This is a genomic window from Kocuria oxytropis (assembly GCF_040981195.1).
Classification (GTDB): domain Bacteria; phylum Actinomycetota; class Actinomycetes; order Actinomycetales; family Micrococcaceae; genus Kocuria; species Kocuria oxytropis.
This window is the reverse complement of sequence record NZ_JAVFXA010000012.1, coordinates 1-25,963: the sequence shown is the minus strand read 5'-3', so window position 1 is coordinate 25,963 and position 25,963 is coordinate 1. Positions and strand designations below refer to the sequence as shown.

General features: G+C 74.8%; 20 protein-coding genes and 2 tRNA genes. 14 read left to right on the top strand and 8 right to left on the bottom strand.

The annotated features are described in order from the left end of the window. Positions 1 to 8: 8 nt before the first annotated feature. Complete coding sequence (pstB, locus tag QYM41_RS12770) at positions 9 to 788, top strand: phosphate ABC transporter ATP-binding protein PstB (protein WP_368800143.1); 780 nt, start codon at positions 9 to 11, stop codon at positions 786 to 788. Positions 789 to 888: 100 nt separating this feature from the next. Here the strand turns inward: pstB and QYM41_RS12765 are convergent, their stop codons facing one another. The 4 genes from QYM41_RS12765 to glsA form a co-directional block, all read right to left on the bottom strand. Further along, a complete protein-coding gene (locus QYM41_RS12765) occupies positions 889 to 1,902 on the bottom strand; it encodes an inorganic phosphate transporter (protein WP_368800142.1) in 1,014 nt (337 codons plus the stop codon). A 4-nt stretch (positions 1,903 to 1,906) separates the two neighbouring features. Next, positions 1,907 to 2,521: a DUF47 domain-containing protein gene (locus QYM41_RS12760; RefSeq protein ID WP_368800141.1), complete on the bottom strand. Its 615-nt coding sequence runs from the start codon at positions 2,519 to 2,521 to the stop codon at positions 1,907 to 1,909. A gap of 342 nt (positions 2,522 to 2,863) precedes the next feature. After that, positions 2,864 to 3,508 (bottom strand): hypothetical protein, encoded by a 645-nt coding sequence (locus QYM41_RS12755; RefSeq protein ID WP_368800140.1) that lies wholly within the window; start codon positions 3,506 to 3,508, stop codon positions 2,864 to 2,866. A 43-nt stretch (positions 3,509 to 3,551) separates the two neighbouring features. Continuing rightward, a complete protein-coding gene (glsA, locus tag QYM41_RS12750; protein ID WP_368800139.1) occupies positions 3,552 to 5,423 on the bottom strand; it encodes a glutaminase A in 1,872 nt (623 codons plus the stop codon). Between the two features lie 176 nt (positions 5,424 to 5,599). Between glsA and QYM41_RS12745 the strand changes: the two genes are divergently transcribed. Further along, a tRNA-Lys gene (locus QYM41_RS12745) sits at positions 5,600 to 5,672 on the top strand. A 69-nt stretch (positions 5,673 to 5,741) separates the two neighbouring features. Here the strand turns inward: QYM41_RS12745 and QYM41_RS12740 are convergent. Continuing rightward, positions 5,742 to 6,059 (bottom strand): hypothetical protein, encoded by a 318-nt coding sequence (locus QYM41_RS12740; protein ID WP_368800138.1) that lies wholly within the window; start codon positions 6,057 to 6,059, stop codon positions 5,742 to 5,744. Positions 6,060 to 6,299: 240 nt separating this feature from the next. On the opposite strand from QYM41_RS12740, the gene QYM41_RS12735 reads away from it, so the two are divergent. Next, the gene (locus QYM41_RS12735) at positions 6,300 to 6,536 is read left to right on the top strand and encodes a hypothetical protein (RefSeq protein ID WP_368800137.1); all 237 of its coding nucleotides are present in this window, start codon (positions 6,300 to 6,302) and stop codon (positions 6,534 to 6,536) included. A gap of 29 nt (positions 6,537 to 6,565) precedes the next feature. Then, positions 6,566 to 7,858, top strand: a complete 1,293-nt coding sequence (locus QYM41_RS12730; RefSeq protein ID WP_368800136.1) for a DUF2254 domain-containing protein — start codon at positions 6,566 to 6,568, stop codon at positions 7,856 to 7,858. A 10-nt stretch (positions 7,859 to 7,868) separates the two neighbouring features. On the opposite strand, the gene QYM41_RS12725 is transcribed toward QYM41_RS12730, so the two are convergent. Further along, positions 7,869 to 9,395, bottom strand: a complete 1,527-nt coding sequence (locus tag QYM41_RS12725; RefSeq protein ID WP_368800135.1) for an MFS transporter — start codon at positions 9,393 to 9,395, stop codon at positions 7,869 to 7,871. 162 nt (positions 9,396 to 9,557) lie between these two features. Here QYM41_RS12725 and QYM41_RS12720 point away from each other — a divergent pair, with 162 nt between their 5' ends. The 4 genes from QYM41_RS12720 to QYM41_RS12705 all read left to right on the top strand — a co-directional run bounded on the left by QYM41_RS12720 (position 9,558) and on the right by QYM41_RS12705 (position 17,563). Further along, a complete protein-coding gene (locus tag QYM41_RS12720; RefSeq protein ID WP_368800134.1) occupies positions 9,558 to 11,351 on the top strand; it encodes an AMP-binding protein in 1,794 nt (597 codons plus the stop codon). 589 nt (positions 11,352 to 11,940) lie between these two features. After that, a complete protein-coding gene (locus tag QYM41_RS12715) occupies positions 11,941 to 14,187 on the top strand; it encodes a RecQ family ATP-dependent DNA helicase (RefSeq protein ID WP_368800133.1) in 2,247 nt (748 codons plus the stop codon). A gap of 54 nt (positions 14,188 to 14,241) precedes the next feature. After that, on the top strand, positions 14,242 to 15,336 hold the full coding sequence (locus QYM41_RS12710; RefSeq protein WP_368800132.1) for a glycosyltransferase family A protein: 1,095 nt from the start codon (positions 14,242 to 14,244) through the stop codon (positions 15,334 to 15,336). A gap of 73 nt (positions 15,337 to 15,409) precedes the next feature. Next, the gene (locus QYM41_RS12705; protein WP_368800131.1) at positions 15,410 to 17,563 is read left to right on the top strand and encodes an acyltransferase family protein; all 2,154 of its coding nucleotides are present in this window, start codon (positions 15,410 to 15,412) and stop codon (positions 17,561 to 17,563) included. A 7-nt stretch (positions 17,564 to 17,570) separates the two neighbouring features. Here the strand turns inward: QYM41_RS12705 and QYM41_RS12700 are convergent, their stop codons facing one another. Next, a complete protein-coding gene (locus QYM41_RS12700) occupies positions 17,571 to 19,037 on the bottom strand; it encodes a lipopolysaccharide biosynthesis protein (RefSeq protein ID WP_368800130.1) in 1,467 nt (488 codons plus the stop codon). A gap of 106 nt (positions 19,038 to 19,143) precedes the next feature. On the opposite strand from QYM41_RS12700, the gene QYM41_RS12695 reads away from it, so the two are divergent. The 5 genes from QYM41_RS12695 (at position 19,144) to QYM41_RS12675 (ending at position 21,653) form a co-directional block, all read left to right on the top strand. Further along, positions 19,144 to 19,380 carry a hypothetical protein gene (locus QYM41_RS12695; protein WP_368800129.1) on the top strand — a complete coding sequence of 79 codons (237 nt, stop codon included), beginning with the start codon at positions 19,144 to 19,146 and terminating at the stop codon, positions 19,378 to 19,380. Positions 19,381 to 19,391: 11 nt separating this feature from the next. After that, positions 19,392 to 20,492 carry a glycosyltransferase gene (locus QYM41_RS12690; RefSeq protein WP_368800128.1) on the top strand — a complete coding sequence of 367 codons (1,101 nt, stop codon included), beginning with the start codon at positions 19,392 to 19,394 and terminating at the stop codon, positions 20,490 to 20,492. A 61-nt stretch (positions 20,493 to 20,553) separates the two neighbouring features. Beyond that, positions 20,554 to 20,642 (top strand) — tRNA-Ser (locus tag QYM41_RS12685). A 165-nt stretch (positions 20,643 to 20,807) separates the two neighbouring features. Then, positions 20,808 to 21,230, top strand: a complete 423-nt coding sequence (locus QYM41_RS12680) for a spore germination protein GerW family protein (protein ID WP_368800127.1) — start codon at positions 20,808 to 20,810, stop codon at positions 21,228 to 21,230. A 12-nt stretch (positions 21,231 to 21,242) separates the two neighbouring features. After that, positions 21,243 to 21,653, top strand: a complete 411-nt coding sequence (locus QYM41_RS12675) for a phage holin family protein (RefSeq protein WP_368800126.1) — start codon at positions 21,243 to 21,245, stop codon at positions 21,651 to 21,653. A gap of 13 nt (positions 21,654 to 21,666) precedes the next feature. On the opposite strand, the gene QYM41_RS12670 is transcribed toward QYM41_RS12675, so the two are convergent. Then, entirely contained in the window at positions 21,667 to 23,784 is a 2,118-nt protein-coding gene (locus QYM41_RS12670; RefSeq protein ID WP_368800125.1) for a prolyl oligopeptidase family serine peptidase, read from the bottom strand. A gap of 62 nt (positions 23,785 to 23,846) precedes the next feature. Between QYM41_RS12670 and QYM41_RS12665 the strand changes: the two genes are divergently transcribed. Then, on the top strand, positions 23,847 to 25,862 hold the full coding sequence (locus QYM41_RS12665; RefSeq protein ID WP_368800124.1) for an FAD/NAD(P)-binding protein: 2,016 nt from the start codon (positions 23,847 to 23,849) through the stop codon (positions 25,860 to 25,862). The last annotated feature ends 101 nt before the right edge of the window (positions 25,863 to 25,963 follow it).

The following is a 25,963-nucleotide window of genomic DNA, read 5'->3' as shown; positions in this document are numbered from 1 at the left end:
GAACACACATGTCCAAGCGAATCGACGTCGAGAACCTCAATGTCTACTACGGCGACTTCCTGGCCGTCGAGGACGTCGCCATGGGGATCGACGCCCGCTCGGTGACCGCGTTCATCGGCCCGTCCGGCTGCGGCAAGTCCACCCTGCTGCGCACCCTCAACCGCATGCACGAGGTGATCCCCGGGGCCCGCGCCGAGGGCCAGGTCCTCCTGGACGGGGAGAACCTCTACGGTCCCGGCGTGGACCCCGTCCTGGTGCGCTCGATGATCGGGATGGTCTTCCAGCGGCCCAACCCGTTCCCCACGATGTCCATCCGCGACAACGTGCTGGCGGGGGTCAAGCTCAACAGCAAGCGGATCTCCCGCTCCGACGCCGACGACCTGGTGGAGAGCTCCCTGCGCGGGGCGAACCTCTGGAACGAGGTCAAGGACCGCCTCGACAAGCCGGGGTCCGGGCTCTCGGGCGGCCAGCAGCAGCGTCTGTGCATCGCCCGGGCGATCGCGGTGAAGCCCGAGGTCATCCTCATGGACGAGCCCTGCTCCGCGCTCGACCCGATCTCCACGCTGGCGATCGAGGACCTGATCAGCGAGCTCAAGGAGGAGTACACCGTGGTCATCGTCACCCACAACATGCAGCAGGCCTCCCGGGTGTCGGACCGGACCGCCTTCTTCAACATCGCCGGCACCGGCAAGCCGGGCAAGCTCATCGAGTACGGTCCCACCACCGAGATCTTCAGCAACCCCACGGAGAAGCAGACCGAGGACTACGTCTCCGGCCGCTTCGGCTGATCCGCCCCGCCCCCGACGACGACGGGCGCCGGCCACCCCCCCCAGGGGCGGCCGGCGCCCGTCGTCGCCGGTGCCCCGGGCCCGACGGCTGCGCGAGGCCCTACAGCAGCGGTGAGAGGGCGAGCAGCAGCGTGCCGGAGATCGCCCCGCACGCCGGGACGGTGAGGACCCAGGTGAGCAGGACCTGCTGCACCACCCGGACGTTGACCGTGTGGAAGCGCTGCTGCCGCCCCGCCCCCAGGATCGCGGCGGCGGTGGTCTGGGACGTGGACATCGGCAGGGGGATCAGGGTGCCGCCCAGGAACAGCAGGGATCCCGCCACGCCCTGGGCCACGGCGCCGCGGAACGGGTCGATCGTGATCATCCGGGAGGACAGGGTGTAGGCGATCCGCCAGGCTCCCAGCAGGGTGCCCGCCGCCAGCCCGCCCGCGACGACCAGGAACAGCCACGGGGCGGACCCCTCGAGGGGATCCGCGGCGCCCGCGCACAGCAGCAGCGTCGCGAGGATCCACGCGGCCCGCCGGCCGTGGTGGACGCCGTGCCCGAAGGAGACCGCGGCCGCGCCGATGGCGAGGACCAGCCGGGACCGGAACATGGTGGCGCCCGGCTCGGAGTGCCGCAGCAGGTGCAGCAGGGGGACCACGAGCACCCAGGCCGCCGCGTACGCGGCCAGCGGCGCGAGCAGGAGGGGCACGAGGACCTGGTACAGGGCGGCGACCGTCAGCGGGTTCGCGCCGACGAGGTCCACGGCGTGGGCCCCGAGGAGAGCACCCAGCAGCGCGCCCGACAGGGCCGTGGTCGAGGAGCTGGGCATGCCCCGCCACCAGGTGAGCAGGTTCCAGCCGATCGTGGTCAGCAGGGAGCACACGATCGCCGCGGAGCCCACCGCGTCGTGCGGCACGGGCACGCCCGAGATGATCCAGTCCGAGAACAGGAACGCGGCGGCCCACACGCCGGCGACGTTGACGAGCGCGCTGAACACCAGGCCCACCCGCGGGGTGAGCGCCCGGAAGCGCACGGGCAGCGCGAGGGCGTTGGGGGCGTCGTGGAAGCCGTTGACGACGACGTAGGCCAGGCCCAGGGCGATCCCGACGACGGTCAGGGCCGTCAGCACGACCTCAGGACTCCGCCACGACGATGCGGCCCACCTCGGTGGAGACCCGCCCCAGCGCCCGGGCGGCCCCGACGAAGCGCCGGACGGCGCGCTCGCGCCGCAGGGCGGGGATCGCCTTGTGGTGCTCGAGCAGGTGCGACATGTGCAGCTGGTAGATGCGCTCCGCCTGCTTGCCCAGCCGCAGCATCTCGTACCAGTAGTCGTCGAGCCCCTGGAGGCTGCCGAGATCGCGCATCGCCCGGGTGGTCAGCTCGGACATCCGCTCGATCACCGCGAGCTGGTCCGTGGCGTAGGAGGGCGGCCGGGTGAGGGCGTAGGCGACGTGCGCCTCCCCGACGGCCAGCAGCTCCTCCGCGGCCTGATTGAGCCAGTGCCCGAGGATGTAGACGTCCTGCCGGGGGATGGGGATCACGAACGTGGAGCGCACCGTGGTCATCACGGAGAAGTACAGGTCGGTCGACCGGGCCTCGCACTCCCGGATCGCGTCGAGGGTCGCGACGTCGATCTCGGGGGAGCCCAGCAGCTCCGACAGGAGCCGGACGCTCTCCGTCACCTGTCCCGACATGTCCGCCAGCAGGTCCAGGACCAGCTCGTCCTCCGGGAAGATGCGAAGCGCCATGTGTTGACCGTCCTGGGCGTCGGGACCTGCGCCGCGGAGCACGGCGGATCCCACTGTACATGGGGCCGCCCGGCGGCCCGGAGGGCGGCCGCGGCGGGGGAGGGAGGGGGCGGTGCCGGACCGGGAGCGCCTCTCGGCGGAAGGCCGCTCGTGGCGGCTATGTGATGGAGCCCGGGGCTGCCGCGGCCCGGCACCTGGCTTCCATGGTAGTCCACGCGTCCGGAACGCCAAGTCCCGCCGGCCCCCGCTCCCGCGGACCGGGGCGGTGCGCCGGAGCCGGGGCGCGCGCTGGAGCAGCGAGCGGGAGCCGTGCGCCGGGGCGGAGCGCCGGCGCGGCGGGCCTCAGTCGAGGTGCCCGCGCCGCCACTGGTTCGCGGCGGCCTCGAGCTCCTCCGCGGTCCGTTCGAGGCGCTGGGTGAGGGCCACGGTGCTCGGGGCCCGTGCCGCGCCCGGGTCCACGACCGGCATCTGCCCCGTGTCCGTCAGCCGGATCCGGCCGAGGGCGATCACGCGGCAGAAGGCGGCGAACCGGTCCAGGGCGACGTCGAACTCCCCGTTGAACGCCCCGGAGAGGATCGCGTCCGCCATCGAGGTGATCTCCTCCGCCCCGGGCGGCTCCGCGACGCCGGCCACCACGTGCGAGACCTGCGCGGTGCCGCGTCCCGCCGCGAAGTAGCGGCCCATCCGCACCGGGTCCTTCCGGACCCCCGCCCGCAGGGCGTAGAGCCGCCACAGGGCCCCCGGTAGGGAGACGGCCGGGGCCTCCGCCCACATCTCGGCGATCCCCTCCAGCCCCTGCTCGTCGGTCAGCTCGATGAGCCGCCGGCTGATCTCGGGGTCGTCGCTGGCCCGCCCGCGGGAGACCAGGGCGTGGGCGGCGAGGTGCGCCGCCTCCGAGACGCGCGCCGGGTCGGGGCCGCCCTCGTGCGCGTCGAACTGCTCCGGGGAGAACTTCACCGGCCGGTGGTGGCGGGGCGCTTCGCTCATGCGTCCAGCGTACGGCCGCGGCCCGCACCGGGCCACGGGGCGCTCACCAGTCGCTGGAGGCGGCGTGCACCGCCGCGTCCCGCCACTGCTGGTCGGCCCGCTCGAAGCCGTCGCGGGCCAGGGCCCTCCACAGCCGCAGCCCCAGCGCCGGGTCCTGCTGCTCGAGCTCCGTGAGCGCCTGCGGGGTCAGCACGCGGGCGGTGACGTCGGTGAGGGCGCTGAGCGTCACGTGCTGCTTGTCCCCGGTGCCCAGCGCCAGCTCCCCGAAGCTCATGCCCGGCCCGAGCACCTGCAGCTCCACGCGCTCGCCGACCGGCGTGCGCAGGGACATCGACACGCTGCCGCTGACGAGCAGGTGGATGCCGGCGAAGTTCTGCCCCGCGCGCAGGATGTTCTCCCCGGCCGTCCAGGTCCGCTCCACGGTGAGCGCGCGGAGGGCGCGGGCGTCCTCGGGGTCCAGCCGGGAGAACAGCTCCGACTCCACGGGCCGGACCCGGGAAGGGGTGCACTCCGGCCCGCCGTGCTCCTCGAGCAGGGCGTCCTCGACCCACTTGATGGCCGCGGCGCGGCTGGGGAAGACCTCCAGCGGGGGGCCGCCCCCGAAGGAGCCGGCGAAGCCCGGGTCCGAGGCCACGGCCACCACGGTGCGGCCCGCGGCCTGCAGCTCGGCCCGGGTCTTGGCCAGGAACGGCATCGCGTACTCGGCGATCACGTCCACCCGGCGGACGTCCACCACCACGTACCGGGCGTCGTAGGCGACGTCGCGGATCGTGCGGATCGCGGTCTCGGTGCCCGCGAAGAGCAGGTCGCCCTGGAGCTCCACGACGACCCCGTCCCGGCCGTGCTCGGCCAGCACCGACTCCGCCTCGGCGTTGCGGCGCACCAGGGACGGGGACTGGTCGATCGGGTAGCTGGCGCGCACGGTGGAGCGGGACACCCGGGCGGTGTGCGTGAAGTGCAGGTCGAGGTCCTGGGACAGGCGCTCGCAGGCGAGCACCCCGCGCACGCTGTTGCCGTGCCGGTCCAGGGGCGGGGAGAACGTGGCCACCGCCAGCTCCCCGGGCAGGACGGCGATGATGCCGCCGCCCACCCCCGACTTCGCGGGCAGGCCCACCCGGACCATCCACTCGCCGGCGTCGTCGTACATCCCGCAGGAGCTCATCACGGAGAGCACCCGGGAGACCGTGTCGACGTCGAACACCTCGTCACCGGTCAGCGGGTTCGTGCCCCCGTTGGCGAGGGTGGCGCCCATGAGGGCGAGGTCCCGGCACGTGATCAGCACCGAGCACTGGGCGAAGTAGTCCTCGAGGGCCTGCGCCGGGTCGCCCTCGATGATCCCCGCGGAGGCCAGGAGATAGCCGAGGGCGCGGTTGCGGTCCCCGGCGTCGTGCTCCTGGGCGAGGACCTCCGGGCTGATCGCGAGCTCACGGCCCGCGCACCGCGAGTAGGCCTCGCGGATCCGGTCCCGGCGCAGGTCCCGGTCGCTGTCGGGGACCAGCCACGTCGAGGCGATCGCCCCGGCGTTGATCATCGGGTTGGCGGGCCGTCCGGTGCCGGGCTGGAGGGAGATCTCGTTGTAGGCGTCCCCGCTCGGCTCCACGTCGATCTTCGCGTGCACGGCCTCCGCACCGAGGTCGGACAGGGCGAGGGCGTAGGTGAACGCCTTGGAGATCGACTGGAGGCTGAACTCGTCCCGCGTGCTGCCGGCCTCGTACACGTGGCCGTCCGCGGTGGCGATGACCACGCCGAAGCGCTCGGTGTCGGCGCGCGCCAGCGCCGGGATCGAGGCACTGGGCTCGCCGTCGCGCACGTCCTGCAGCTGCTCCACGACCTGCTGGAGGTACTCGGTGACGGCGGACGGGCCGAACAGACCCGTCTCGGCGCGCCCTTCTTCCTCGGTGCTCGGGTGCGGCACGGACGGTCCTCCGGTCGGGTCGGCGCGGGTGGCACGGGACTGGCCATCACTCTAGCCGCCGGGCGGCCGGGTCGGTCCGGGGTGCGGCGGCCCCGGCGGGGGGCGCCGGATCGCGGCGGCGACCGTGCGGTAGAGTGGTGCCCGCTCCGGACCGGCCGCGCCCGCCGGCGGAGCACGGGCCTCTAGCTCAGTTGGTAGAGCAGTGGACTTTTAATCCATGGGTCGTGGGTTCGAGCCCCACGGGGCCCACGCACCACGAGGACCTCGACCCCCGGCAGGCACCGGGGATCGGGGTCCTCCGTCATGGCGGGACCGGCGCTACTGCTCGAGCAGCGCGAGGGCCTCGCCGATGCGGTCGCGCAGTGCCCTGGCCTGCTCCACGGTCCACGCCTCGTGGCCGATGTGGAGGACCGTGCCGTCGGGATGGGCGTAGGAGCCGTCCGCCGTGCTGATGACCTCCCAGGTCTCCAGGAGCGCGATCGGGGACGGACCGGCGAGGGAGCGCGCGGGCAGCTCCCGGGAGTTGGTGACCGTCTCGGGGTCGGTCATCTCCTGCCGGGTGGCCCAGCGGGGGCGGGGGACGAGAGCGGTGTTCTCGTACATGGGGGTGCCTTCCAGGATGGGGGGTATCTCCATGTTTATGCATGTGAGGGCTCGGTCGCGCCCGCGGCGCGCGCGTGTCGCGCGGAGTTCGAGGTGTAGACGTCCGTCACGGGCTCCTGCACCTTTGTCCTGCCGGGCCGCGGGGCGGCCCGTCGAGCCGCCGGGCGGGCCGCCCGGGTGCGCTGCGGGCCCTCGAGCTGGGCGGAGGGGGTGGGCGCCGGCCCGGGGTGTGCGAGGATCCGGGGACCAGCACGCCGACCGGCAGGAGCCGCCATGTCCGAGCGAAGCAGGGAACGCACCGCCCTCGTCCTCCTGTCCGCGACCGCGGTGCTGCTGCTCGCGGGTCAGCTCCTCACGTGGTCCTCCGAGGACGGGGTGTTCAGCGCGTTCGTGTTCGTGCTGCTGCTGCTCTGGGCAGCGGTCATCGGCGTCCGGGTGGTCCGCTTCCTGCGGGGGGACCCGCCCCGCGGGCCGGGGCCGGAGGATCCCGGGCCCGGTGATCCGGGGTAGGGCGGGGCCTGGACCATTAGGGTGAGGCCATGGAAAAGCTCTCCGGGTCCTGGCGCCGGCTGCTCGACAGGTTCTGGTTCGTGCCCGCCGTGTGCGTGCTCACCGCCGTCGTCCTGGCCCAGTCCGTCGTGGCCGTCGACCGGTGGCTCCCCGAGAGCCTGGACTCCCCGTGGATCGCCTGGCTCTACGCCGTCGGCATCGACGGGTCCCGGGCGATGCTCTCCGCGATCGGCGGGTCGATGCTCGCCGTGGCCGCGACCGCCTTCTCCATCACCATCTCGGTCATCGCCACGGCCAGTTCCACGTACGGACCCCGGCTGGTGCACAACTTCATGGCGGACCGCGGCAACCAGGTGGTGCTGGGCGTGCTGGTCTCCACCTTCATCTACACCCTGCTGGTGCTGCGCACGATCCGCTCGGCCTCGGACGACCTCGCGCAGCCGTTCGTGCCGCACCTGGCCGTGAACCTCGGGGTGCTGATGGCGGTCGCGGACGTGGCCCTGGTCGTCTACTTCATCCACCACATCGCGGACTCCGTGCAGGTCGACACCCTCGTCCACGGGGCGCGCCGGCGCCTGCTGGCCGTGGTCGAGCGCTGGCACCCGGAGCAGCCGCCGGAGGACGTGGTCCGGACCGCCGGCGGCCGCACCGGCGGCGGCGAGGTCCGGGCGGACGCCGTGGGCTACGTCACCGACGTGGACTTCGAGCGGCTCCGGGACCACGCCGAGGCCGGGGACGTCGTCCTCGAGCTCGTGCCGCGCGTGGGCGACCACGTCCTGGCGGAGGAGCCGCTCGTCCGGGTGTGGCCGGAGCACCGGGCCGAGGAGCTGGAGGCCCGGCTGCGGCGCTGCGTCCAGGTGGGCGACTCCCGCTCGGCCCACCAGGACGTGCGCTACGCGGTGCAGCAGGTGGTGGAACTGGCCGTGCGCGCCCTCTCGCCGAGCACCAACGACCCCTACACCGCGGTCAACGCCATCGAGCAGGTCGCCTCCGGGATCGTTCCGGCCGTCTCCCGCCCGCTGCCGGGGAACACGGTGGTGGTGGACGGCGTGCACCGGCTCCGCTACGGGGTGGTCGGGGTCGACGAGATCGTGGACATGCCGTTCGACCAGATCCGCCCGCACGCCACCGGGCACGTGAGCGTCCTGCTCGCCCTCGTGGACCTCGCCGCACGGATCGAGGCGGCGAGCATCCACCCGTCCGTGCAGCGGCAGGCGCGGGAGCACGTGGAGGCGCTGCTCGAGCAGTTCCGGGACAGCGCACCGCACCCCCGGGACCTGGCCCGGGTGGAGCAGCACGTCAGGGCGCGCGCGGCCGACTGAGCGGGGCCCGCTACCGGCGCCGCAGCCGGGGGACCCGGCGCAGCAGCAGCCCCACGACCACGGCGGTCCCGGCCAGCAGGGCGGCGCCGATCCCGGCGGACAGGTGCACGCCCGCCTCGAAGGCGGTGACGGCCGAGGACAGCAGCTCCCGGGACGCGTCCGGGCCGAGGCCGGCGGCGACCTCGAGCGCGCCGCCGAGGCTCCCGGACGCGGTGGCGGCCTGCTCGGGGTCCAGCCCCGGCGGCAGCGCGGTGCGGCCGGTGTAGGTCGCGGTCACGGCCGTCCCGAGGACGGCCACGCCGAGACCGGCGCCCAGCTCGTAGGCGGTCTCCGAGATCGCCGAGGCCGCGCCCGCCTGCTCGGGCGGCACCTCGGTGAGCACGAGGTCCCCGGCGATCGTCTGGGCCGCGCCCGAGCCCAGGCCGATGACCACGAGGGCGACCACGAGCACGCCCCCGCCGGAGAGGTCGCCGAGCAGCAGGACCAGGAAGCCCGAGGCCATGACCAGCAGCCCGCCGCCGAGCACGACCGCCGGGGGCACGACGCCGACCACGCGCACCACCAGCAGCCCCGAGGCGATCGTGACGGCGGCGCCCGGCAGCAGGACCAGGGCCGCCGTCAGGGGCGGCATGCCCTGCACGAGCTGCAGGTGCTGGGAGACGGAGAACAGGACGCCGATGAAGGTGGTGGAGGCCACCAGGTTGTTGAGCAGCCCGCCGGTGAACGGGGCGTGGCGGAACAGCCGCAGGTCCAGCATCGGCACGGGGCTGGACAGCTGACGGCGCACGAACAGCACCCCCGCCCCCGCGGCCAGGGCCGCGGCGGCCAGCACCCCGGCGGAGGGACCGTGCGCGCCGAGGTCCTTGATGCCGTGGACCAGCGCCACCATGGCGACCGTGATCAGCGCGGCGCTGGGCACGTCCACCGGGCCCGGCGCCGGGTTGCGGGACTCCGGGACCAGCACGGGCGCCAGGACCAGCAGCGGCAGCAGCACCGGGACCGCCAGGAGGAACACGGCCCCCCACCAGAAGTGCTGGAGCAGGACCCCGCCCACGATCGGGCCCAGGACCCCGCCCGCCGAGAAGCCCGTGGCCCACACCGCGACGGCCGCCCGCCGCTGCGTGGCGTCGGGGAACATGTTGCGCAGCAGGGACAGGGTGGCGGGCATGAGCATCGACCCGAACAGGCCCAGCACCGCCCGCGCCGCGACGAGCGCCTCTCCGGTCGGGGCGAGGGCGGCGAGGGCGGACACGGCCGCGAAGCCCGTGCTGCCCACCAGCAGCAGCCGGCGGCGGCCCACCCGGTCCCCGAGGGCGCCCATGGGCACGAGCAGCCCGGCGAGCACCAGCGGATAGGCGTCCACGATCCACAGCAGCTGCGTCCCGGTGGGCCGCAGCTCCCGGGAGATCTCGGGCAGCGCGAAGTTGAGCACCGTGTTGTCCACGGAGATCAGCAGCACCGGCAGCATCAGGACCACGAGGCCGGCCCACTCGCGGGCGCCGGCCCGGGCCGGGACGTCGGTAGCCGGGGACAGCATGACGGGGCGGGTCTCCTTCCGGGGCGGGGTGCGGTCCCCATCCTCCCAGAGCCCGCCCGGTGCCGCCCGCCCCCGTCCCGGGCGGCCCGCCGCACTAGACTGCTCGGGACGGCCCGCCGGGCGAGTGCGCCCGGCCCGCAGCGACAACGACGGAGGTCCCCGATGGTCGAGCCGGTCCCCACGAGCCCGATGTCCGACGCCGCCCCCGGCGTCTCCGAGCAGTACGAGGCGGTCCGGGACCGTGTCCTGGAGCTGCGGGAGGACTACGACCGGGCGCGGGAGGAGTTCCGCTGGCCGCGGATGGAGCACTTCAACTTCGCCCTGGACTGGTTCGACCACGTGGCCCGGGACCCGGAGCGCGGGGCCAGGGACGCGCTGTGGATCGTGGGGGAGGACGGCACCGAGCTGCGCCGGACCTTCCGGGATCTCTCCGGGTCCTCGGACCGCACCGCGACCTGGCTGCGGGGTCTCGGGGTGCGCCGCGGCGACCGCGTCCTGCTCATGCTCGGCAACCGGCTCGAGCTGTGGGAGACCCAGCTCGCCGGCATGAAGCTGGGCGCGCCCCTGATCCCGACCGCCGTCATGATGCCGCCCGCGGACCTGCAGGACCGGGTGCAGCGGGGCAAGGTCTCGTGGGTCGTCACGGACACCGCCAACGCGCCCAAGTTCGCCGGTGTCGAGGGGGACTACGAGCTCGTCGTCGTCGGCCCCGCCGAGGAGGCCGGGGCGGTGCGGGCGCAGCTGCCCGGCCGTGCCGTGCACCTCTACGCCGAGGCCGCGGCCGCGGACGCCGGCTTCGTCCCGGAGGGCGTCACCCGCTCCCGCGACCCCCTGCTGCTGTACTTCACCTCCGGCACCACGTCCCAGGCCAAGCTGGTGGAGCACACCCACTACTCGTACTCCTTCGGGCACCTGTCCACGGTCTACTGGATGGGGCTGCGCCCGGGGGACGTCCACCTCAACATCGCCTCGCCGGGGTGGGGCAAGCACTCGTGGTCCAACTTCTTCGCCCCGTGGATCGCGGAGGCCACCGTCTTCATCTACAACCAGCACCGGTTCGACGCCCCGGGGCTCATGGAGCAGATGAGCCGTGCCGGGGTCACGAGCTTCTGCGCCCCGCCCACCGTGTGGCGGATGCTCATCCAGGCGGACCTGCACCGCGTGCAGAACCCGCCGCTCTCCGTGGTCTCCGCCGGGGAGCCGCTCAACCCCGAGGTCATCCGGCGCGTGCAGGAGGCCTGGGGCGTGACGATCCGCGACGGCTACGGCCAGACCGAGACCACGCTGCAGATCGCCAACACGCCGGGCCAGCCCGTGGAGCCGGGCGCCATGGGGCGGCCCCTGCCGGGCTTCGTCGTCGAGCTCTTCGACCCCCGGACGGGTGCGCCCGCCGAGGAGGGGGAGATCTGCCTGAAGGTCGACGACGACCCGCCCGGGATCATGGCGGGCTACATCGACGAGCCCGAGCGGACCGCGGAGGTGGTCCAGGACGGCTGGTACCACACCCGGGACATCGCCCGCCGCGACGAGCGCGGCGTGTACACCTACGTGGGGCGCACCGACGACGTCTTCAAGGCCTCCGACTACCGGATCTCCCCGTTCGAGCTGGAGTCGGTGCTCATCGAGCACCCCGCGGTGGCCGAGGCCGCGGTCGTCCCGGCCCCGGACCCGGTCCGGCACGCCGTGCCGAAGGCCTACCTGGTGCTCGCCGCCGGCGCCGAGCCCACCCGGGAGCTCGCGGGGGAGATCCTGCGCTTCGCCCGGGAGAACCTCGCGCCCTACCAGCGGGTGCGCCGGGTGGAGTTCACCGACCTGCCCAAGACGATCTCCGGCAAGATCCGCCGGGTGGTGCTGCGGGAGCGGGAGGAGGCCGCGGACCGGTCCGCCCCCGTGGCCGCGGACGGCGGGTACGGCGTCGAGTACACCGAGGCCGACTTCCCTGGGCTGCGGGACTGAGCGCCGGCGGCCGAGGCGTTCGCAATGTGACGTCACGCATGCCGCGGACCGGGCTCCCCCTGGGGGACACCCGGCACCCCGGGTGTCCCCACTTGGTGCCACGCCGGCCCGGGCACCGCGCCGCTCCAGGGGGACCAGAGGCCGCCGGCATCGGTCTTGACTAGTGCAAATAGATGCATAAGCCGCGATGTCCACCATTCTGAATGTGACTTCCCGGCCCGTGACAGGCCGCGGAAACCCTGCCACGATGGTGCCGATTGGTTCACCCGATGGGGCGGAACCAACCGATCCGCCGGGGGGCGGATCGACAGCGGTTCATCGGGGGATGGGCCGCACGCACGCAGGCATCGGGGGGTGCCGGTGCGACCGGTTCATCGGGGGGTGAACCGACAGGGAGCACCGCTGGGGGGCGGTACTCCCGCCAGGCGAGTCTCTGCTCGCCGCCGGCCGTCAGGCCGGTCGATGCGCCCGCTGCGGGGGCCGTCCGCCAGACGGACGGGCAGCGGGCGCATCGCTCTGTCCGGGGCCGGGCACCGCCCGCCGCGCCCGCCGGCCGCACGGCGTCGGGGGGCCCTGGAAGACTGTGCCCATGACGACCTCCCCGGCCCACGACACCGCAGCCCCCCACACCGCAGCGCCCGGCACCGCCGCCCCCGACACCGTGGACACCGGCACGGCCGCCCCCGGCACCGCGGCGGACCCGGCGCTGCGCGAGGACGCGCTCGGCCTGCTGCGCGCGCTCACCGGACGGGCGGACGCCGCCTTCCACCCCGGACAGTTCGAGGCCGTCGAGGCCCTCGTGGGACGCGGCCGGCGGGCCCTGGTGGTGCAGCGGACCGGGTGGGGCAAGTCCGCCGTCTACTTCCTCTCCGCCCTGCTCCTGCGCGCCCGGGGCCGGGGCCCCACCCTGATCGTCTCCCCGCTGCTGGCCCTCATGCGGGACCAGGTCGCCGCCGCGGCCCGCGCCGGAGTGCGGGCCGCGGCCATCAACTCCGCCAACGCCACCGAGTGGGGGCAGATCGCCGCGCAGCTGGAGGCCGACGAGCTCGACGTCCTCCTGGTCTCCCCCGAGCGGCTCAACAACCCGGTCTTCCGCGAACAGCAGCTGCCGCAGCTCGTGGCCCGGCTCGGGCTGCTCGTGGTGGACGAGGCCCACTGCATCTCCGACTGGGGCCACGACTTCCGCCCCGACTACCGGCGCATCCGCGACCTGATCGCCCGGCTGCCCGAGCAGGTCCCCGTGCTCGCCACCACCGCCACGGCAAACGAGCGCGTGGTGGCCGACGTCGAGGAGCAGCTCGGCGTGCGGCCCGGCGGCAGCAGCACGGGGGAGGTGTTCACCCTCCGCGGCCCGCTGTCCCGGGCGTCCCTGCGCCTCGGCGTGCTGGAGCTGCCCTCGGCCACGGCCCGGCTGGCCTGGCTGCTCGAGCACGTCGGGTCCCTGCCCGGCAGCGGGATCATCTACGCGCTCACCGTGGGGGCCGCCGAGGACACGGCCCAGGCGCTCGCCGGGGCCGGCATCCCCGTGCGCGCCTACACCGGGCGCACGGACCAGGGCGAGCGCGAGGAGCTCGAGGCCGCCCTCAAGGAGAACCGGGTCAAGGCGCTCGTGGCGACCTCCGCGCTGGGCATGGGCTTCGACAAGCCGGACCTCGGCTTCGTGGTCCACCTGGGCGCCCCGTCCTCGCCCGTGGCCTACTACCAGCAGGTGGGCCGCGCGGGCCGCGCCACCGACAACGCGGACGTGCTGCTGCTGCCGGGTCCCGAGGACCGCCGGATCTGGGAGTACTTCGCCACCGCGTCGATGCCCACCGAGCAGAAGGCCTCCGCCGTGCTGGGCGAGCTGGAGGCCGCGGGCGGCGCCCTGTCCGTGGCCGTCCTGGAGTCCCGGGTGGACGTCCGGCGCAGCCCGCTCGAGCTGCTGCTGAAGGTCCTCGCCGTCGAGGGCGCGGTGGAGCGCGTGCAGGGCGGGTGGCGGAGCACGGGGACGCCGTGGCGCTACGACGCCGAGCGCTACGGCCGCATCGCCGCGGCCCGGGTGGCCGAGCAGGAGGCCATGCTCGAGTACGAGCGCACCTCCGGGTGCCGCATGGAGTTCCTCGCCCGGCAGCTCGACGACCCCACGGCCGAGCCCTGCGGGCGCTGCGACGGGTGCGCCGGGCCCTGGTACCCCACGACCGTCGACGAGTCCGCCACCGACTCGGCCGGGGCCGCCCTGACCCGCGTGGGCGTGGTGGTGGAGCCGCGCGCCCAGTGGCCCACCGGGATGCCGCGGCTCGGGGCCGACGTCAAGGGCCGCATCCCGGAGGAGGAGCGCTGCGCCGAGGGCCGCGCCCTCGCCCGGCTCACGGACCTCGGCTGGGGCAACCGGCTGCGGGAGGTGTTCCGCACGGACGAGCAGGGCGCGCCGGTCGACGGGCCGGTGGACCCCGCCCTCGGCCGGGCGTGCGTGCAGGTGCTCGCGGAGTGGGGCTGGGCCGACCGTCCCGCCGCGGTCGTCTCCGTCCCGTCCCGCTCCCGCCCCCGGCTCGTGCGCTCCCTGGCGGAGGGCATGGCCGAGGTCGGGCACCTGCCCTACCTCGGGGAGCTCGACGTCCCGGACGGCTTCCCGTCCGGCGGGCACGGCGGCAACAGCGCGTACCGCCTCGCCGCCCTGTGGGAGAAGTTCCGGGTGTCCCCCGAGCTCGCGCAGCAGCTGGACCGGCTCGGCGGGCGCCCGGTCCTGCTCGTGGACGACCTGGTGGACAGCCGCTGGACCCTCGCCGTGGCCGCCCGCGCGCTGCGCCGGGCCGGCTCCGGGCCCGTGCTGCCGTTCGTCCTGGCCGCACAGGGCTGAGCGGCGGACCGCGCCGGGGCGGCCCGCCCGGCGCGGTCTTGTACGCTGGCCTGCGTGCCTCCTGCTCCCGCCCCGCTCGTCGACGTCATCATCCCGGTGCACACCACCGCACGGCCCGTCGACCGGGCCGTGGGCTCCGTGGTGGCGGGCGGTCTCCCGGTCGGCGAGCCCGGCGGCGTGCACATCACGGTGGTGTGCCACAACGTCGGGGCCGCGGCGATCCGCGACCGCCTCGCGCCCGCGCACCGCCCGCTGGTCGAGCTGGTGGAGTGCTCCGACGGCACCGCCAATCCCGCCGCGCCCCGCAACCTGGCCCTGGAGCGCTCCCGCGCCCGCTACGTCTCCTTCGTGGACAGCGACGACACCCTCGCGCCCGGGGCGCTGGCGGCCTGGACGGCCGTGGCCGAGCGCCGCGGCTCCGCGGCGGTGCTGCCGCGGCTGCTGCACGGCGGCGGCGGCGTGCTCCGCACCCCCGTGCCCCGGCCCCGGCGGCGGGCGGACCTCGACCCGGTCCGGGACCGGCTCGCCTACCGCACCACCAGCCTGGGGCTGCTCCGCCGGGAGGTGCTCGCCGAGCGCGGCCTGCGCTTCCAGGGCCAGTACGCCACCGGGGAGGACCTGGGCCTGACCGCCCGGGTCTGGTTCGGGGGCGGGCGCATCGACCTCGCGCCCCGCTGGGCGCACTACGTGGTGCACGACGACGCCGACGGGCGGATCACCACCGGGACCCGGCCCCTCTCCGAGGACCTCGCCGCGTTCACCGACCTGCTCGCCGGCTCCTGGTACGCCGGGCTGAGCACCGAGCAGCGCACGGCGATCGCCGTCAAGGTGCTGCGGGTCCAGCTGTTCGGCGCCGTGCACGCCCGGGCGGCCGCCGGGGCGTGGACCGACGGGGACACCGGGACGTGCCGGGCGGTGCTGCGGCTGGTGGAGTCGGTGGCCGGGCCGGCGCTCGAGGTCCTCCCGCGGGCCGACCGGGACCTGCTCGACCTGGCCGTCCGGCCCGGGGCCACCGCCGCCGAGGTGCTCCGGGCGTCCGCGCGGCGGCGCCGCTTCGGCCGCCCCGCCACGCTGCTCCCGCGGGACCCGCGCCGGGTCCTGCACCGGGAGGCCCCCCTGCGGTTCATGGCCGCGTCCCTGCTGGTGTGACCGGGCGTCGCCGCCGATCGGTGGAACAATGGGGCCCAGCCAGTCGTCCGCCCCCGCCCGACGAGAGACCTCCATGAGCCGAATCCTCCCCGCCGACCCGTCCCCCGGGGTCGCGAGCCCCACCGCGCCCCCGGCGGGCGCCGCTCAGCACGCCCACCGCTTCCGCCCCGAGGTCCAGGGGCTGCGGACCGTGGCCGTCCTGCTGGTCGCCGTGTACCACGTGTGGATCGGCGGGGTCTCGGGCGGGGTGGACGTCTTCCTGTTCATCTCCGCGTTCCTCATGACGCTGTCCTTCGTGCGCCGGATCGAGTCCGGCAGCGGCCCGCAGCTGGGCCGGTACTGGGCCAGGACGTTCTCGCGGCTGCTGCCCCCCGTCGTCGTCACGGTGCTGGGCACCCTGGTGATGGTGCGGATGCTGTACCCGCCCGACCGCTGGTACGCAGCCATCGAGGAGGCGGCGGCCACGGTCCTGTACTCGCAGAACTGGGTGCTCGCCTTCAACGCCGTGGACTACTACGCCGCGGACACCTCCCAGGCCAGCCCCTTCCAGCACTTCTGGTCCCTGTCCGTGCAGGGCCAGGTGTTCCTGCTCTGGCCGCTGCTGCTGGCCCTGTGCGGGCTGCTCGCCCGGCGCACCGGGCGCTCCGTCACCCGGGTGGCGGCCGGGGTGTTCGGCGCCGTCTTCCTCGCCTCGTTCGCGTACTCCGTGGTCGCGACCCGCAACGAACAGGCCTTCGCCTACTTCGACACCCGCGCGCGCCTGTGGGAGTTCGCCCTCGGGTCCCTCCTGGCCCTGGCCGTGCTGCGGGGCGTCACCCTGCCGGGGGCGCTGCGCCTCGTCCTGGGCTGGACCGGGCTGGTGGCGATCGCGGTCTGCGGGCTCGTCCTGGACGTCCAGGGCTCCTTCCCCGGCTGGGTGGCCCTGTGGCCGCTGACCGGCGCCGCCCTCGTGATCCTCGCCGGGCACACCGGCGACCCCCGCGGGGCCGACGCCCTGCTCAGCCGCCGGCCCCTGCTCGTGCTGGGCCAGGCGTCCTACGCGATCTACCTGGTGCACTGGCCCGTGCTCGTGACCTACCTCGTGGTCACGGACCGGGCGAAGGCCACGCTGCTGCACGGGCTGCTCATCCTGCTGGGCAGCATCGTCCTGGGCGTGCTGGTGCAGCGGTTCGTCGAGCGGCCCCTGCGGCCGCGCAAGGGACCCCGCGCGGGCCTGCACCAGCTCGGTCTCGTGGTGCTGTGCGTGGCGCTCGTGCTGGTCCCGGCCGCCGGGGCGCGGGTCGTCCTGGACCGCCAGGCGCAGGAGACCGCGGAGCGGGCGGCCGTCGAGAGCCCGGGGGCCGCGGTGCTGACCGGCAGCCTCTCGTGGGAGCGGGACCCGGACGTCCCCACGATCCCCGACCCGCTGGTGCGCGAGGGGCAGTGGTCGGAGCTGCCCGAGTCCTGCGACGCCGCCACGGAGGACTGGTTCGAGGGGTACAAGGTGGCCTGCTCCACCCTGCCGGTCGACCCGGACGCCGAGGTCGAGGCCATGGTGATCGGCAACTCCCACGCCGAGCAGTGGCTGCCCGCCGTCGAGGCCGTGGCCCAGGACCGCGGCTGGAACCTGCGCTCGATCGTCCGCGGCGCCTGCCGCTACCAGCCCGTGGAGACCACCGACAACACGGAGTGCCAGGAGCTGATCCGGCTGACGCAGCAGTACATCGAGGAGCAGGGCATCGACGTGGTGTTCACCACCTCCACCGTCACCGCCGACGAGGGCCCCGGCGAGCAGATCGCCCCCGGCTTCGGGCAGGTCCTCGAGGACCTCGGCGAGCAGGGTGTCACGGTGGTCGGGATCCGGGACAACCCGCGGTTCCCGTTCAACATGGTCACCTGCATCGACCAGGACGGCCCGGACGCCGAGCGCTGCAACCCGCCGCGGGCGCAGAAGCTCGCCCCGCAGAACCCGGCCGAGGCGCTGACGGCGCGGCACGAGAACTTCGTCAGCATCGACATGAGCGACTGGATCTGCCCCGGCGGCACGTGCCCGTCCCGGATCGGCAACCGCTGGGTCTACATGGACGACAACCACATGCCCCGCGACTACGTGGTCACGATGGTCCCGGCGTTCGTGGAGCAGTTCGACCGGCAGCTCGACCGGCCGATCGGGCAGCAGATCGACGCGCAGCGCGATCCGCAGTCCGGGCAGCAGGCCGTCGGCCGGTCGCAGCCCCCGACCGGCTGAGCGGGGCTCAGCGCCGGAGCCGGCCACCCACGGCCCGCACCACGGGGCGGAGGTCCCGGGCGCTGAGCCCCGCCCAGACCGCGAGGAACACCGCGGTCGCCCCGAGCGCCGGCAGCGCCCCGACGTCGGGGCCGAGCAGCCGCAGCGCGAGCAGGATCATCGCGTAGCCGGCCGTGATCCGCAGCAGGACCGGGCCCCACCGCATCCGGTCCAGCCGCCAGACCACGAGCAGCGGCAGCACCGAGCTGAGCAGCGAGCCCACCAGGTAGCCCAGCGCGGAGGCCATGATCCCCAGCTCCGGGCCCAGCACGAGCATCGTGACGACGCCCAGCACGAGACCCAGACCGTTGGCGGCGGCCAGGAGCTTGATGCCCCAGGGCTCGGTGCCGTTGAGCCGGGCGTTCGCGGCGTTGAAGCTGGTCGCCGAGACGGCCAGGAACAGCACGACCAGCAGCGGCTCGGCGGCGGCGAACTCGGGCTCCGCGGCGTAGACCAGGCGCAGGACCGGCTCCGCCCACAGGGCGCCCACGCCGAAGACCGGCAGGAACACCGTGACCATGGTCCGCAGGATCGTGTCCACCTGGCGGGCCAGCCCGGCGGTGTCCCCGGCGGCGTACATCCGGGCCACGCTGGGGGAGAGCGCGGTGAGCATGGCACCGGAGAGCATGCTCGCGGGGGTCGCGAGGGACACCGCCGCGGCGTAGAGGCCGACCTCGGCCTTCGTGGCGAAGCCGTCGCCGAGCACCAGGGACAGCTGCATCAGGCCGGAGGCGGCCACGATGTGGGCCGATCCCCAGGCGGTGAACAGGAGGATCTCCCGGCGGTGCGCCGGGTCGAGCCGCGCCCCGGTGCGGCGGGGCCAGGACGGGAGCGCGTAGACCGCGTAGCCGAGGATCAGCGGCAGCAGCAGGGCCCAGTGCCAGCCGGCGAGCAGCACCAGCAGCAGCAGCGTGAGGGTGAGGAACGAGCTGATGGTGTCCCACGCCGTCGTCGTGACGAACTGGTTGTTGCCCGTGCGGACCCCGCGCACGAAGTTGTAGGCCGACAGGGCGAGCATCAGCAGGCCCGCCGAGACCGCGTAGCCCCAGGACAGCTCCAGCACGAACGCGGCGTAGAGCACCGCCGAGGCCGAGAGCACCGCCATGCCGGCGGACGCGCTGGCCGCGGTGAACGACGCCGTGGCCGCCTGCGCGTCCCGGTCCTGGCGGCCGCGGGCCATCGCGATGAACTTCGAGGCGGCCGTGCCCGAGGCCTGCGGCCACAGCAGGACCAGGAACAGGGCCAGCGAGATCGTGAGGTTGACCTCGGCGAGCGCCTCCTGGCCCAGCAGGTTGCCCACCAGCACGCTGTAGCCGAAGCGCGAGAGGCCCTGGACGAACACGGCCACCACGGTCAGCGCGAAGGCCGACCCCAGGGGGTTGTCGGTGTTCGCGTGGTTGGGCGGCGGGAAGAGGATCGAGCGCAGCCGGGACATCAGGCGGCCGACCCGGGGTCTGGGCTGGTCATCGCGCCCGAGTCTACTCGGGGCCCGGGCCCCTCCCGGACCTCCTCGGGGGCGGCCCCGCCGCTAGGCTGGGCGCATGACCGCCGCCCCCGCCTGCCACCCGTCCCCCAGCCCGTCCGGCGTCCGCTCCGGCACCCCCGGGGGCGTCCCGCCCGGCACCCCCGGGGGCGTCCCGTCCGGCACCCCCGGGGGCGTCCCGGCCGGCGCTCCCGCGGGCGTGCGGGCCGGGACCGCCGCGCGCGTCCCGGCCCGCACAGCCGCGCGGGCCGCGTCCGGCGAGGTCCCCGGCCGCCCCGGCGCGGGTCGGGGCTGAGCGCCGTGCGCGTGCTCGTCGTCAGCACCTGGTACCCCTCCGCGGAGCGGCCCGGGGAGACGCCGTTCGTCCCCCGGCACGTGCGCGCGGCCGCCCGCCGGCACGAGGTCCGGGTGCTGCACGTGCGGCTGCTGCGCACGGGACCGGCCGTCCAGGAGCACTGGGACGGCGTGCCCGTGCTCCGCCTGCCCTTCCACCCCCTGCACCCGGGCACGGTGCTGCGGGCCTACGCCGCGCTCCGCCGCCACCTGGCCGGCGCCGATGTCCTGCACACGATGCCCTTCTCGGCCGCGCTCGTCTGCCTGCCCCTCGCCGGCCGCCGCCCGTGGGTGCACACGGAGCACTGGAACGGCGTGCTCACCCCGGAGCAGAACGGACCCGTGTGGCGGCGCCTCGCCGGGATCCGGCGGATCCTGCGCGTCCCGGACCGGGTCACCGGCGTGAGCACCATGATGTGCGACGTGCTGCGTCGCTTCGCCCCTGCCGGACGGGTCGAGCGGATCGGCAACGTGGTCGACCACGCCGGGCACGTCACGGACCCGCCGCGCGGGCCCACCCTCGAGCTCGTCGCGGTCGGCGCCCTGCGCGGGATCAAGGACCCCCTGCTCGCGGTCGAGACCGTGGCGTGGCTGCGGGACGCCGGCCACGACGTGCGCCTCACCTGGTGCGGCTCCGGAGGCCTGGAGCAGGACGTCCGGGACCGCGCCCGGGAGCGGGGGGTCGCGGAGCGCGTGCGGCTGCTGGGCACCGTGAGCGCGGAGGAGGTGCAGCGGCGCCTGGCCGCCGCCGACGTGTTCCTGCTGCCCAGCCGGTCCGAGACGTTCTGCGTGGCGGCCGCCGAGGCCCTCGCCGCGGGCCGGCCCGTGGTCATGGGCGCCCTCGGCGGGCAGCGGGACTTCGTGCACCCCCGCAACGGGCGCCTCGTGGCCGAGCGCACCCCCGAGGCCTTCGGCCGCGCCGTGCTGGAGCTGCTCGCGGACCCGGGCCTGCTCGCGCCCGGGGCCATGGCGGACGAGATCCGTTCCGTCTACGGCTCCGAGCGGATCGCCGCGGACCTGGACCGGATCTACCGCGACGCGCTCGCCGCGCGGTACGGGCGCCGCCGGCTTTGACCCCGTGCCCGGTCCTCCCTTAAGCTGGCCTGTGTTGTCCACCCCTGGGGTGGGCCACGGAGGAGACGTGCCAGAGCGGCCGAATGGACTTCACTGCTAATGAAGGGTCGGGGTTAAACCCGACCGGGGGTTCAAATCCCCCCGTCTCCGCGCGAGCAATGTCCCCGGACATCGGAGAGCCCCGGACCAGCGGTCCGGGGCTCTTCGACGTTCCGCGCCCCGCCCGTCATCTGCGGCCGGTGCCGTGACCGCGGCCCCCGGCCTTCCTAGACTGGGGCCATCGCGCCGCCGGCGCCCGAGCCCAGGGGGAGCACCATGCCGGAACAGGACCGTCCCGAGACCTCGTCCGCCGGACCGTCCGGTCCCCGCCCCGCCCCCGCCTGGCGGGCCGGGACCACGGACCGCTCCGTCCTGGAACAGGCGGTCGACGCCGTCACGGTGCGCCGGGTCTTCGGCGAGGCGTACCAGGTGGACGGCACCACGGTGATCCCCGTCGCCCGCGTCCGGGGCTGGGGCGGCGGTGGCGGGGGATCCGGCGAGGAGAAGGACAGCTCGGGCAGCGGCTCGGGGGTCGGCTACGGCGTGCACGCCGAGCCGGCCGGCGTCTACGTGGTCCGGGGGGACAGCGTCATCTGGCGGCCCGCGGTCGACGCGGGACGGATCGCCCTCACGCTGGGGCTGGCGCTGTGCGGCGCGGCCGCGGTCGTGGGCTGGGCCGCCGCAGGCCGCCGCGCCTGAGAGGATGGGGCCATGTCCTTCCTGCTCCGCGTCCTCGTCAACGCCCTCGCCATCTGGGTGGCCGCCTGGATCCTCCCCGGCATGGCCATCGCGGCGGACCCGTCCGTGGTCTCGGCCGTCGGCGGGGAGACCACGGCCTCGGTGCTGGCCTACCTGTTCATCGGCCTGGTCTTCGGGGTCGTGAACGCGGTCGTGCGGCCCGTGCTCACCGTCCTGTCGCTGCCCATCACCTGCCTCACGCTGGGCCTGTTCGCCATCGTGGTCAACGCGGCGATGCTGTGGCTGACCTCCTGGCTCAGCTCCTTCACACCGCTGCGGCTCGAGCTCGACTCCTTCCTCTGGACGGCGGTGCTCGCCACCCTGATCATCGGGGTCGTCTCCCTCGTCATGGGCTGGATCGTCCCCGAGCGCGAGAAGCGCTGACCGGCGCCGGGGCTCAGCCCCGGTGCAGCGCCGCCCACAGGAACTCGTGGGAGAGCGCGTGCAGGCGGGCGGCCTGCCTGTTGTCGCCCGCGCCCGCGTGCCCGCCCTCGGTGGCCTCGTAGAACCACACGTCCTCGTAGCCCATGGCGAGCATCCGCGCCGCCGCCTTGCGCGCCTGGACCGGACCCACGCGGTCGTCGCTCGTGGCGGTCCAGAACAGGACCGCCGGGTAGTCCCGCCCCTCCTCCAGCAGGTGGTACGGCGAGAACGTGCGCACGGACTCCCACTGCTCCGGGTCGTCGGGGTCGCCGTACTCCGCGATCCAGGAGGAGCCCGCCGAGAGCTTCGTGTAGCGGCGCATGTCCAGCAGGGGCACCCCGCAGGAGACCGCCCCGAACAGCTCGGGATGCGTGGTGAGCATGTTGCCCACGAGCAGCCCGCCGTTGGAGCCGCCCGAGCACGCGAGCGTCTCCCGGGTGCACACCCCGCGGGCCTGCAGGTCCGCCGCGACGGCCGCGAAGTCCTCGTACGCCCGGTGCCGGTTCCCCTGCAGCGCCGCGCGGTGCCAGGCCGGACCGTACTCCCCGCCGCCGCGGATGTTGGCGAGGACGTACACCCCGGACCGCCCGGCGTCGTCGGTGCGGGTCAGCCAGGACCGGCCGAGCGCACCGGAGTAGGCGGGGGTCCGGGAGACCTCGAACCCCCCGTAGCCGGAGAGCAGCGTCGGGTTCCGCCCGTCGAGGGGGAGGCCGGCGGGGCCCACCTGGAAGTAGGGCACCCGTGTGCCGTCCGCGGAGACCGCGAAGTGCTGCTCGACCGTCAGCCCCGACGCGTCGAAGAACGCCGGGGCGGTCCTCGCCACCGCCGGCGGGGCCGCCGTCCCGCCGGCGGTGGCGAGGGTGCCGCGGGAGACCGTGGTGGGGGTGAGGAAGCCCGTGGCCACGAGCCAGTAGTCGTCGCCCGCCTCCGGGTCCTCGTCGTCGACGGCGTAGGCGTCCACGCTGGACAGCGCCGGCGCCCCGGGCAGCTCCGAGGAGGTCCACGGCCCCGGCTCGGCGACCCGCACCACCGAGGAGACGTCCCGCAGCAGGTTCAGGAGCAGCCGGCCGGCCGTCCAGGACCAGGACTGCAGGGAGGTGCTCGCGTCCGGGACGAACACCGCGGTCACGGTGCGGTCCCCGGCGAGGAACGCCTCGAGCTCGGCCGCCAGCAGGGATCCGGCCGCGTGCACGGTCCCGTCCAGCTCGAGCTCCTCCTGCGGGCGCAGCAGGAGCCACTGCCGGTGCAGGTCCACGGTCACCGAGTCCGGGACGTCGACGTGCACGAGCTCCCCGTCCCGCACCAGGTAGGTGCGGGAGGCGAAGAAGTCCACGACGTCCACGGCCACGTCCCGGACGAAGCCCGGGGTGTGGTCGCGCACGAGCACCGCCTGGACGTGGTCCTCGGCCACCTCGAACACCTGCCGCGCCTGGGCGAGGTCCTGCCCGCGGCGCAGGACACGCACCGTGCGGGGGTAGGAGGACGTGGTCATCGAGCCGGGGCCCACGTCGGTGCCCACGTGCAGGGTGTCCGCGTCCAGCCACGTCACGCTGGACTTCGCCGTGGGGACGTCGAAGCCGTCCGGCACGAACCGGCGCTCGTCGAGATCGAACTCCCGCACCCGCTTCGCGTCGCCGCCGTCGGGGGAGAGGCTCAGCAGCGCCCGCCGGTGCCGGCCCCCGGTGTACTGCGGGCGCAGCATCCGCGCCCCGCCCCAGACCCAGTCGACGCCCTCCTCGGCGGCCAGCGCGTCGACGTCGAGCAGGACCTCCCACTGCGTGTCCCCGCCCAGCCAGGACTCCCAGGTGGTGCGGCGGAAGACGCCGCGCGGGTGCTGGGCGTCGCGCCAGAAGTTGTAGTAGTGCGGCCCGTGCTTGGCGACCATGGGGATCCGCTCGGCCGAGTCCATGACCGCGAGCACGTCGGCCTCGAGCTGACGCAGCCCCGGGCTCTCGAGCGCCGCCAGGGTGCGGGCGTTCTGCTCGGCGACCCACGCCAGGGCCGCGTCCCCGGTGATGTCCTCGAGCCAGAGGTGCTCGTCGTGCGGCTGCTCGGCGGTCGGGCGGGCGGCGGTCTGCGCGGTCTCGGTCATGACCGCCATCGTAGGCGCCGCCCCGCCGGGGGCCTGCCGCGCGGATCGATATCCTGGGGCGCATGAGGGCAACGGGCGGACCAGGCAGCGAACGACGGGTCACGGTGATCGGGGCCGGCCCCCGCGGGCTGTCGGTGGTCGAGCGGCTCGCGGCCCGCGCGGCGGCCTCGGGAGCCCGGGTGCGCATCGACGTCGTCGACCCCTTCCCGCCCGGCCCCGGGCACGTGTGGCGCACGAACCAGTCCCCGCTGTACCTCATGAACACGCCCTCGGTCTTCCCCACGGTGATCGCCGACGACGGCGTGCTGCCCGTGGACCCGCTCGAGCCGCTGCGGAACATGAGCTTCGAGCACTGGCGGCTCGCCGCCGTCGCGGGGGCCATCGCCGTGGACCCCGACGACGCCGCGCACCTGACCCGGATGACCCCGCAGTCCTACCCCTCCCGGCGGATGTACGGCGTCTACCTCGCCTGGGTCTTCCACACGCTCCGGGACGCCCTCCCGGCCTCCGTGCAGCTGGCCGTGCACCGGGCCGAGGCCGTGGGCGTGCACGTGCGCGAGCACGCCCGGCACCGCTACGACGTGGAGATCAGCGGCGGGCAGAACCTCCCCGCGGACGCCGTGGTGCTCGCCCTGGGCCACCTCGACGCCGACCTGCGCCCCGACCAGCGAGAGCTCGTGGACGGCGCCGCCGAGCTCGGGCTGACCTACTGGCCGCCCGCCGTGCCGGCCGACGTGCACTGGGAGGACCTGCCCGCCGGGCGCACGGTCCTGGTGCGCGGCATGGGCCTGAACTTCTGCGACGTGCTGGCCCAGGTCACCGAGGGCCGCGGCGGGATCTACACCCAGGACGGCGAGCGCTACGTCTACCACCCGTCCGGCCGGGAGCCCGTGATCGTGGCCGGCTCCCGGCGCGGCGCACCGTACCGCTCCAAGGCCGTGCTCGAGGGCTACTACGCGTCCTCCCTCGTGACCCGGTTCTTCACCCTCGACGCCGTGCGGGCGCTCGCCGCGCGCACGGAGGGGCCGCTGTCCTTCGGCACGGACCTCTATCCGCTGATCCGCAAGGACGCCCAGTGGAACTACTACACCGTCCTGGCGCGGACCGCCCCCGAGGCCTTCGAGACCGACCCGCAGGAGTTCCTGGCGCGCTTCGACGCGGTGCTGCGCACCGGGGACGACCACCCGGAGGGGCCCTGGACGTCCCGGGCGGAGCGGCTCATCGCGTCCGCGGTGGTCCCGGGCCGGCAGCTCAACGCCATCCGGCTCGCCCGCCCCTTCGAGGGGCTCAGCTTCGGCTCCCACGACGAGTACGCGGCGGCCGTGGTGCACCACCTGGACCGGGACGTGCACGGTGCGCTGGCCGGGGAGGACGACCCGCTGCAGATGGCGGTCGCCTCGCTCAACGCCGCCCGCACCGTGCTCAAGGCCGTGCTCGCGGACCTCGGGATCGGCGACGCCTCCTGGACCGACGAGCTGCGGCGGGCCTTCGAGCCGTTCGTGGAAGGCCTCGCCTCCGGGCCCCCGGTGCTGCGGACCCAGCAGCTGGCGGCGCTGGCCCGGGCCGGCGTGGTGCGCTTCCTGGGCCCGGACCCCCAGTTCGTGGTGGACGAGGAGGAGGGCCGGTTCGTGGCGAGCTCCCCGTGGGTGAAGGACGAGCCCTTCCGCGCCGAGCACCTCGTGGAGGCCATGTCCCCGCCCAACGACGTCCGGCGCAACATCTCCCCGCTGCTGTCCGCGATGCACCGGGAGGGCCTGGTGCGGGTGCGGGCGATGGACACCCGGGACGGGGTGGCGACCGTGCCCGGCTCCGGTCTGGACGTGACCCGCCCGCCGTACCGGGCCGTGCGCGTCGACGGCGGGGTGGAGCCCGGCGTGCTCGTGCTCGGCCTGCAGCTCTCGTCGGTCCAGTGGGGCGTGGCGATCGCCGCGGAGGCCGGTGCGTCGGCGGAGCTGGGCGCCCGGACGCTGGCGGACGCCGACCGGATCGCCGAAGCGGTGCTGCGCCCGCCCGCGCCCCGCCCGCCCCACCACGCCCCGCCCGCCCCGCCCGCGCCGCCCGCCCCGCCCCGCGAGTGACCACGCGTCCGGCGAGTGACCACGCGATCCCGTGGTGTCCTGTCTGGGCGCTTCGTGGACGTTTCTGTCTCGGCGGTTCGTGGACACTGTGATGTCTCAGG